We start from the raw sequence: 8835 nt of genomic DNA on the forward strand, positions 1-8835 counted from the left end.
AAAATAATTCCTTAAGCAAAAATGAAATAATATATATATTAGACAATATTAAAAAAAATGATATAAAATATATCTGCAATAAAGCACTAAAAAGTAAAGAAAAATATTATAGTAATAAAATATTTATGAGAGGTCTTATAGAGTTTACTAATTACTGTAAAAATGATTGCTATTACTGCGGTATAAGATGTTCTAATAAAAATATTGAAAGGTATAGATTAAGTTTAGATGAAATTTTAGAATGTACTAATATTGGATATAAACTTGGATATAGAACTTTTGTATTGCAAGGAGGAGAAGACGGATATTTTTCTGATGACAAAATAATTGAAATAGTTAAAAGTATAAAAAAATTGCATCCAGATTGTGCAATAACTTTATCCATAGGTGAAAAATCCTATGATTCTTATAAAAAATTTTTTGATGCAGGTGCTGATAGATATTTACTTAGACATGAAACTGCAACAGATGAGCATTATAAAAAATTACATCCAAAAAATCTAAGTTTAAGTAATAGAATTAAATGTCTTGAAAACCTAAAAGAAATAGGATATCAAGTTGGGGCTGGATTTATGGTAAACTCACCTTATCAATCCAATGAAAACTTGGCACAAGATTTAATATTTTTGAAAAATTTAAATCCTCATATGATTGGTATAGGTCCTTTCATACCTCATCATGATACAACTTTTAAAAATGAATCTCCTGGTAGTCTTGAAAAAACTATTATAATGATCGCTTTAACTAGATTATTATTACCTCAATCACTAATTCCTGCAACTACAGCTCTTGCAACTATTGATGATAATGGAAGAGAAGCAGGATTTTATGCAGGTGCCAATGTAATTATGCCTAATTTATCACCTAAAAAAATTCGTGATAAATATTTATTATATGATAATAAAATTTCTAGTGGATATGAAGCTGCGGAATACAAATCCTTTATGGAAGATAAAATACATAAAGCAGGATTTGTACTGGATACCTCACGAGGTGATAATATAAATTGGTCTAGATCTTTGTAATTTAAAGTAAAAATAGTTGTTATTTTTTATTAGATAACAACTATTTTTATTTTGAAATTACTATTAATCATATGATTTTTGCGTAATATTAGATAAATATACATACTTAAATAAAATATTAATTACATTTACTCTATCCACATTGAAGGCAAATAGTACATACTCCACTTGATATTATGGATTCATCATCACACTCTATGCATACAAATTTTTCATATTTTTCTTCTGTATCATTTTTCCTATGTCGTATTTCATTTCTATTTTTTCTTTGTTGATTATTCTATCCTTTTTATCATTTAGCACTATGCCACTTCTTTTACATCCATCACGATATATTATTATTCCTTTTAAATTACTTCCAGGCTAACATATATATATCATATACAACATATAAAGTAGCTTTACTACAAAAAAAGATGAACAAATTATTGTTCATCTTTTTCTTTTTAATTATTTTTCAAATTTACTTATTTCTTCAAGTAGTTCATCAACTAAAGAATTACCTTTTATCTTTCTTACTATTTCACCTTTCTTAAATAGAAGACCTTCTCCTTTTCCACCAGCTATACCTATATCAGCTTCTCTCGCTTCACCAGGACCATTAACTGCACATCCCATTATAGCTACTGTCATATCTTTGTTTATATATTTTATTTTTTCTTCTACTTCATTTGCAACACTAATTAAATCAATATTGCATCTACCACATGTAGGACAAGAAACTATTTTTATCTTATCGTTTAATAAGTTTAAACTTCTAAGTATATCTTTGCCTACATGTACTTCTTCTACTGGATCTCCAGTTAAAGAGATTCTTATAGTATCACCAATTCCCTTAAGTAAAAGTGAACCTACTCCTATTGATGATTTAATAGTTCCTTTTTTAATTCCACCAGCTTCTGTTATTCCTAAGTGTAGAGGATAGTCAACTTTTTGACTCATTAGGGTATAAGCCTCAACAGCTGTATATATATCTGAAGATTTAAGAGATATTACTATATTATAAAAATCTAAATCTTCTAAGATTTTAACATGTTCCATAGCACTTTCTACTAAAGCTTCTGGCGTTGCTGATCCATATTTTTTTAGTAAATGTTTCTCTAAAGATCCCCCATTTACTCCAATTCTTATTTTTAAGTTTTTCTCTTTACATTTTTCAACTACAGCTTTAACTCTATCTATACCACCTATATTACCTGGGTTTATTCTAATTCCGTCTACACCTTCTTCTATAGCTTTAAGAGCTAATTTATAATCAAAGTGTATATCAGCAATTAATGGTATATTTATTTCATTCTTAATTCTACCTAAGTTTTCTGCTGCTATCATATCAGGGACTGCCACTCTTACTGCATCGCATCCTGCTTCTTCAAGTTTTTTTATTTGTTCTATTGTTTTTTCAGCATCTCTAGTATCTGTATTAGTCATTGACTGAACTGCTATTGGATTATCTCCTCCAATTTTAATACTGCCTAAAGATACTTCTCTAGTTTTTCTTCTACTATAACTCAAAACTTCACCTTCTATTTCTAAGTATTAAAATTTAAAAAAACCTTTTATTAATCTTGCTACGTCATTATATGTAATAAATACCATAAATGCCATTAACGCACAAAATCCTATCATATTTAACATAGCTTCTTTGTCTGCATTTATTTTCTTTCCGCCTCTTATCCATTCAATAAAAAGTAATAATAATCTACCTCCATCTAATGCAGGGAATGGAACTAAGTTTATTATACCTAAGTTTAAACTTATTACAGATCCTAAGTATAATAAGTTAATTATACCCATTTTAGCAGCATCAGAAACAAGAGTTATCACACCTATTGGACCTGCAACAGAATTAGTAAATCCTCCTGGCACAGTACCAGTTATCATTTGTTTCAAGAAAGTCACCATCTGAACAATCATTTGACCTGTTGTCGTAAATGAATCCCTTATAGCATTTACAAAGTTTTTATCTCTCTTACAAGTAACCCCCACTTTGTAACTTCCATCTTCACCTAATTCTGGCTTTAAATTTGTTTTTATCTCTTTATTATCTCTTTCTACTACTAAATTTAATTCTTTACCATTAGATGATGCGATTTCATCTGTAAATTCATTCCATGAATTTATGCTTTTTCCATCAACTTTTTTAATTATATCTCCAGTATATAAATTAGCTTTCATTGCTGGGCTGTTATCAATAATTTGATCTAATGTAGTCGTTGGAGATCCAATATAAATAAATACTGGAATTAAAAATAATATCGCAAGTATTAAATTAAAAAATGGTCCTGCAAAAATAACACTTGCTCTTTGTAATATGGATTTTTCACTAAATGATCCAGGTTTGTTTGATTCTTCATCTTCACCTTCCATAGATACATATCCACCTATTGGTAGTGCTCTTATTGAATACAATGTCCCATTTTTTTCTTTACCATATATTTTAGGACCCATACCTATTGAAAATTCATGTACGGCTACTCCATTTTTCTTTGCAAGAAGAAAATGACCTAATTCATGTATTAAAATAATTACACCAAATAGTAATAACGCTATAACTATTGTCATATATTCACCTTCCTAGTTTTACTAAAAAAATTAATCAGTTATTTTTTAGTATATTTGCTAAAAATTTTCTTGTTTCTTTATCAACTTCTAGAATATCATCTAAAGTTGGATTAGTTCTATTTTTATGTTCTTTTAAAGTTCTTTCTATATAATATGGTATGTCATAAAATCCAATTTTATCATTTAAAAATTCATTTACTAAAACTTCATTTGCAGAATTTAATGCAGCACAATATGTACCACCCATTTTTAATGCATCAAAAGCCAGTCTTAAACACGGAAATGTTTCCATATCTGGCTCTTCAAAAGTCAAAGTAGAAGCTTTCCTAAAATCCAATCTTTCAAAATCAGTTTCTAGTCTATCTGGATAAGTTAAAGCATACTGGATTGGTAGTCTCATATCTGGACACCCAAGTTGTGCCATAACTGAACTATCTCTAAACGATACCATTGAATGAACTATACTTTGAGGGTGTACAACAACTTCTATATCTTCTACCTCCACATCAAATAACCACTTAGCTTCTATAACTTCAAGACCTTTATTCATAAGTGTAGATGAATCTATACTTATTTTTCTTCCCATGTCCCAGTTAGGATGTTTAAGTGCTTGTTCTTTTTTAACATTTATAAGGTCTTCTTTTTTCTTACCCCTAAATGGTCCACCTGATGCAGTTAATATAATTTTTTCTATTTCTTTTCTATTTTCTCCATTTAAGCATTGAAATATAGCACTATGTTCACTATCAACAGGTAATATTTCTACATTATTTTTTCTAGCTTCTCTCATTACTAATTCACCTGCTGTTACTAACGTTTCTTTATTAGCCAGTGCTATCGTTTTTTTAGATTTAATAGCAGCCATTGTAGGAACAAGACCTATCATACCAACAACTGCCGTCAAAACAACATCAACTTCCTCAAGTTCACAAATTTTAACTAACCCATCCATGCCACTAAGAACTTCTACATCTATATTTTTAGGAATCATTTCCTTTAATTTATTTGCACTTTTTTCATCATAAACTGCCACATATTTAGGACAGAATTCTAAAATTTGTTCTAACAGTAAATCTACACTACTATTTGCAGATATGGCTACAATCTCAAACTTATCTTTATTATTTCGTGCAACATCTAAAGTTTGAGTACCTATAGATCCTGTAGAACCTAAAATAGTAATTTTTTTCATATGTAATCCCTTTCTAACTATATTAATTATTGTTTCTTCATCTATGTATTATACCACTATTATCATTATAATTTACAATATTCATTAAAAATTCAAATGCAATACAGTATTTTTTAATTGAAATGATATTTAATTTAATAGAGTAAATAATTTTATATAAATATACAAAATAAAAAGCTCCAGTCAAACTGAAGCTAAATTAATTAATTAATAAATAAATTTATCACACTATACACAAATGGTGATACTAAGATAACACTATCAAATCTATCTAGTATTCCTCCATGTCCAGGTATTAATTTACCATAATCTTTTATACCTACATATCTTTTGATAGATGAAGCAAATAAATCTCCGAATTGAGCAACAATGCTACCAAAAAATCCCAGAAAAATTATTACTGCTAAATCAATTTTAAAGAAATAGCCAAATACCATACATATTAATGTAGATCCTAATATTCCTCCAACACTTCCTTCTACAGTCTTCTTTGGACTAACTTTTGGTATTAGCTTATGTTTACCAAATAAATACCCCGAAAAATAAGCAAACGTATCTGTCATAAAGGCAATAATAAATATTAGCCATACATAAATTTTACCCATATCAAAATTATCCATAGTTAATACTATAAAATCTATCAATATTGCCACATAAAATATACCAAAAAAAGTTACTATAATATCTATTATATTTCGTCTTACTCTTAATATTGATACAATAGAGATTAAGAATAAGATGAAAACCATAGAATAAGTATAAAATATCGGTAGTTTAAAATAGTTCTTTATTAGTAAATAAAAAGAAAAAATATAACCTATATAATATAATGGCTTTATCTCTTTTTGTTCAAATGCTTTGTAAAACTCATTTATGGCAATTGAGATTATTATAGCTTCTCCTATATATAAAGGAAGTCCTCCAAGTATTATAAGGATAAATAATGGAACTAATAATAATCCAGCTACAATTCTTGTTCTCATAAGTATTCTCCTTATTTAATTCCGCCAAATCTCCTGTCTCTATTTTGATAAGTATAAATAGCTTTTTGAAGCTCTTTCTCATCAAAATCTGGCCAATGAAGATTAGTAAAATAAAACTCTGCATAAGCAACTTCCCATAGTAAGAAATTACTTAATCTTTGTTCTCCACTAGTTCTTATAACTAAATCTGGATTTGGAATACATTTTGTACTTAAATGATTCGTAATGGTGTCTTCATCAATTTCTTCTATACTTATTTTACCCTCTTTAACATCTTTTACAATATCTACTAAAGCATTTTTTATATCAAGTCTTCCCCCATAATTTAAAGCTAAATTTAAGTTACAACCTGTATTATCCTTAGTTAATTCTATTGCATATTCAAGTTCTTTTATACATTGACTTGGTAATTTTTCTATATCACCTATTACAGTTAACTTAACATTTTCTTTATGTAATGTTTTTACCTCATTTTTTAAATAAGCTGCTAGTAAACCCATTAAAGTATCTACTTCAAGTTGTGGTCTTTTCCAGTTTTCTGTAGAAAATGCATATAAAGTAACATATTTAACATTTAGTTTTTTGCACTCTCTAAGCACAGTTCTAATAGTTTCTACACCAGCCTTATGGCCAGCTGTCCTTGGTAGAAATCTACTCTTAGCCCATCTTCCATTACCGTCCATTATGATAGCAATATGTTCAGGTACTTTTTGTAAATCTATATCATAAAACAAATCATTTTTCATATTCATCTCCAAATATTATTTCTGACTCCTTATATTAAGGAGCCAGAAAAGTAAGTCACAAATAATTCTACATCATCTTCTTTTTGAGTAATTTTAATTACCCTAGGATAAATAAGTTTATCTTTATCCTTATTACCTTGAAGAATAGTTATAGTATATTTTATATTTTTATCATTAAAATACTTTTTCACATCATCTAAATGAAGGCCTAATAGCTCATAATATTTATTCAAAATTATACCGCCATTATATCTTGTTCTTTAGATGCTAGTAAAGTATCTATATCTTTTGTATATTTATCAGTAAGCTTTTGCACATCATTTTGTGCTTTCTTTAAATCATCCTCAGTTATTTCGCCTTCTTTTTCTAACTTTTTAAGTTTATCGTTAGCGTCTCTTCTTTCATTTCTTATTCTTACCTTGAATTCTTCTGAAGCTTTTTTCGCTTGTTTACATAATTCTTTTCTTCTTTCTTCTGTTAATGCTGGAACACTTATTCTTATAACATCTCCATCATTAGTAGGATTTAATCCTAAATCTGAGTTTCTTATCGCTTTTTCAATTTCTTTCATTGCACTTTTATCCCAAGGATTTATCATTAATGTTCTTGGTTCTGGTACTGATATAGATCCAACTTGGTTTATTGGAGTTGGAGTTCCGTAGTAATCTACTCTTATTTTGTCTAACATTTGTGCATTAGCTCTACCTGCTCTTATAGTTGAAAATTCAAATTTTAGAGCTTCTATTGTTTTATCCATTTGTTGTTGTAAGTTTTTTTGTATTTCTTTCATTTTTGCTCCTCCTTCTTTAACATAAAAGTATTATTAATTTACTGTTGTTCCTATATTTTCTCCGTACACTGCTTTTAATATATTCTCTGTTGTTAGTTCAAATACCTTTATTGGTATATTATTGTCCATACATAAAGATGTAGCAGTTGAATCCATTACTTTTAATTCTTTTTGTAATACTTCTATATACGATAATTCATCGAATTTTTTAGCATCTGCATGTAATACTGGATCTTTATCATATACTCCATCAACTTTTTTAGCAAGAAGTATTATTTCTGCCTCCATTTCAGCTGCTCTTAAAGCTGCAGCTGTATCAGTTGAGAAGTATGGATTACCTGTTCCCGATCCAAATATGACAACTCTATCTTTTTCAAGATGTCTTACAGCTCTTCTTCTTATATATGGCTCTGCAATTTCTTTCATTTCTATAGCAGTTTGAACTCTAGTTTCAACTCCTATATTTTCTAATGCATCTTGTAGAGCCATAGAATTCATTACTGTAGCAAGCATTCCTATGTAGTCTGCTGTAGTTCTATCCATACCCTCAGAAGTTCTTCCTCTCCAGAAGTTTCCTCCTCCTACTACTACGGCAACTTCAACACCAATTTCTTGTACTTTTTTAATAGCAATAGCTATCTCATTAACAACATCATTGTTTATTCCAAAACCTTTATCACCAGCTAGTGCTTCTCCACTAAGCTTTAGTAATACTCTTTTGTACTTAGGTTTACTCATAGAAATCCTCCTATTCTCCATCTCAAATATATTCTCTTATTTTTATTTATCTGTTTTTTAAAAAAGAGAACACATAAGTGTTCTCTTTTGGTTAATTATTACTTAAGTTGCTTAGCAACTTCTTCAGCAAAGTTTTCTTCTTTCTTTTCTATACCTTCACCAACTTCGAATCTTACAACTCTACCAACTTGTATGTCTGAACCAACTTCTTTAGCTACGTTAGCAACTAATTTTTTTATAGTTAAATCAGAATCTTTTACGAATGTTTGTTCTAATAAGCAAACTTCTTTTAATTCTTTTTCTAATCTACCTTTAACCATTTTTTCTACTATGTTAGCAGGTTTTCCTTCGTTTAATGCTTGAGCAGTTAAAACTTCTGTTTCATGAGCTATATAAGATTGATCAACATCATCTCTTGAAACATATTTAGGATTCATAGCTGCAACTTGCATAGCTATATCTTTTCCCATTGTTAAAACTCTTTCATCTTTTGCTTCAGTTAATAATTCAACTAAAACACCTATTTTTCCAGCTCCGTGTATGTATCCAGCTATTTGACCTTCAGTAGTTATTTTTTCAAATCTTCTGAAATCTAATTTTTCTCCTATTTTAGCTATTCTATCATTTAAAACATCTTTTAATGCTTTACCTTCAGCATGAGTTTCAGCTAATAAAGCTTCTATAGTATTAGTTTCTGTACCTAATGCCATTTGTGCAGCTTCTTTAACAAAAACTTTGAAATCTTCGTTTTTAGCAACGAAGTCAGTTTCTGAGTTTACTTCTACTATTGCAGCAGCAG

The 8835-nt window shown here is 28.6% G+C and carries 10 protein-coding genes; 1 reads left to right on the forward strand and 9 read right to left on the reverse strand.

Translation table 11 applies throughout. The features are described 5' to 3' along the window. Positions 1-1025: [FeFe] hydrogenase H-cluster radical SAM maturase HydE (gene hydE / locus J7G74_RS01010; protein ID WP_297130637.1), on the forward strand; the 1025-nt coding region annotated here is incomplete at its 5' end. A gap of 450 nt (positions 1026-1475) precedes the next feature. Here the strand turns inward: hydE and ispG are convergent. The 9 genes from ispG to tsf all read right to left on the reverse strand — a co-directional run. After that, positions 1476-2537, reverse strand: coding sequence for a flavodoxin-dependent (E)-4-hydroxy-3-methylbut-2-enyl-diphosphate synthase (gene ispG / locus J7G74_RS01015; RefSeq protein ID WP_297130640.1), 1062 nt, complete (start codon positions 2535-2537; stop codon positions 1476-1478). 24 nt (positions 2538-2561) lie between these two features. Then, on the reverse strand, positions 2562-3587 hold the full coding sequence (gene rseP / locus J7G74_RS01020) for an RIP metalloprotease RseP (protein ID WP_297130643.1): 1026 nt from the start codon (positions 3585-3587) through the stop codon (positions 2562-2564). Positions 3588-3621: 34 nt separating this feature from the next. Next, positions 3622-4779, reverse strand: coding sequence for a 1-deoxy-D-xylulose-5-phosphate reductoisomerase (locus J7G74_RS01025; protein WP_297130646.1), 1158 nt, complete (start codon positions 4777-4779; stop codon positions 3622-3624). A 203-nt stretch (positions 4780-4982) separates the two neighbouring features. After that, entirely contained in the window at positions 4983-5762 is a 780-nt protein-coding gene (locus tag J7G74_RS01030) for a phosphatidate cytidylyltransferase (protein ID WP_297130648.1), read from the reverse strand. 11 nt (positions 5763-5773) lie between these two features. Continuing rightward, on the reverse strand, positions 5774-6508 hold the full coding sequence (locus J7G74_RS01035) for an isoprenyl transferase (protein WP_297130651.1): 735 nt from the start codon (positions 6506-6508) through the stop codon (positions 5774-5776). A gap of 29 nt (positions 6509-6537) precedes the next feature. Beyond that, positions 6538-6741 carry a hypothetical protein gene (locus J7G74_RS01040; RefSeq protein WP_297130654.1) on the reverse strand — a complete coding sequence of 68 codons (204 nt, stop codon included), beginning with the start codon at positions 6739-6741 and terminating at the stop codon, positions 6538-6540. Between the two features lie 2 nt (positions 6742-6743). Continuing rightward, positions 6744-7298, reverse strand: a complete 555-nt coding sequence (frr, locus tag J7G74_RS01045; protein ID WP_297130656.1) for a ribosome recycling factor — start codon at positions 7296-7298, stop codon at positions 6744-6746. Positions 7299-7331: 33 nt separating this feature from the next. Next, positions 7332-8036, reverse strand: coding sequence for a UMP kinase (gene pyrH, locus J7G74_RS01050; RefSeq protein WP_297130659.1), 705 nt, complete (start codon positions 8034-8036; stop codon positions 7332-7334). Positions 8037-8134: 98 nt separating this feature from the next. After that, positions 8135-8835: translation elongation factor Ts (gene tsf, locus J7G74_RS01055; protein WP_297130661.1), on the reverse strand; the 701-nt coding region annotated here is incomplete at its 5' end.

Origin of the sequence: Terrisporobacter sp., assembly GCF_017888745.1 — a bacterium.
In the GTDB taxonomy this organism is placed as follows: domain Bacteria; phylum Bacillota; class Clostridia; order Peptostreptococcales; family Peptostreptococcaceae; genus Terrisporobacter.

What these genes read in the sequence shown, in the direction of transcription:
- pyrH (WP_297130659.1), bottom strand. Translation starts at nt 8,036, where the DNA reads ATGAGTAAACCTAAGTACAAAAGAGTATTACTAAAGCTTAGTGGAGAA.
- J7G74_RS01035 (WP_297130651.1), bottom strand. Translation starts at nt 6,508, where the DNA reads ATGAAAAATGATTTGTTTTATGATATAGATTTACAAAAAGTACCTGAA.
- J7G74_RS01025 (WP_297130646.1), bottom strand. Translation starts at nt 4,779, where the DNA reads ATGAAAAAAATTACTATTTTAGGTTCTACAGGATCTATAGGTACTCAA.
- rseP (WP_297130643.1), bottom strand. Translation starts at nt 3,587, where the DNA reads ATGACAATAGTTATAGCGTTATTACTATTTGGTGTAATTATTTTAATA.
- frr (WP_297130656.1), bottom strand. Translation starts at nt 7,298, where the DNA reads ATGAAAGAAATACAAAAAAACTTACAACAACAAATGGATAAAACAATA.
- J7G74_RS01030 (WP_297130648.1), bottom strand. Translation starts at nt 5,762, where the DNA reads ATGAGAACAAGAATTGTAGCTGGATTATTATTAGTTCCATTATTTATC.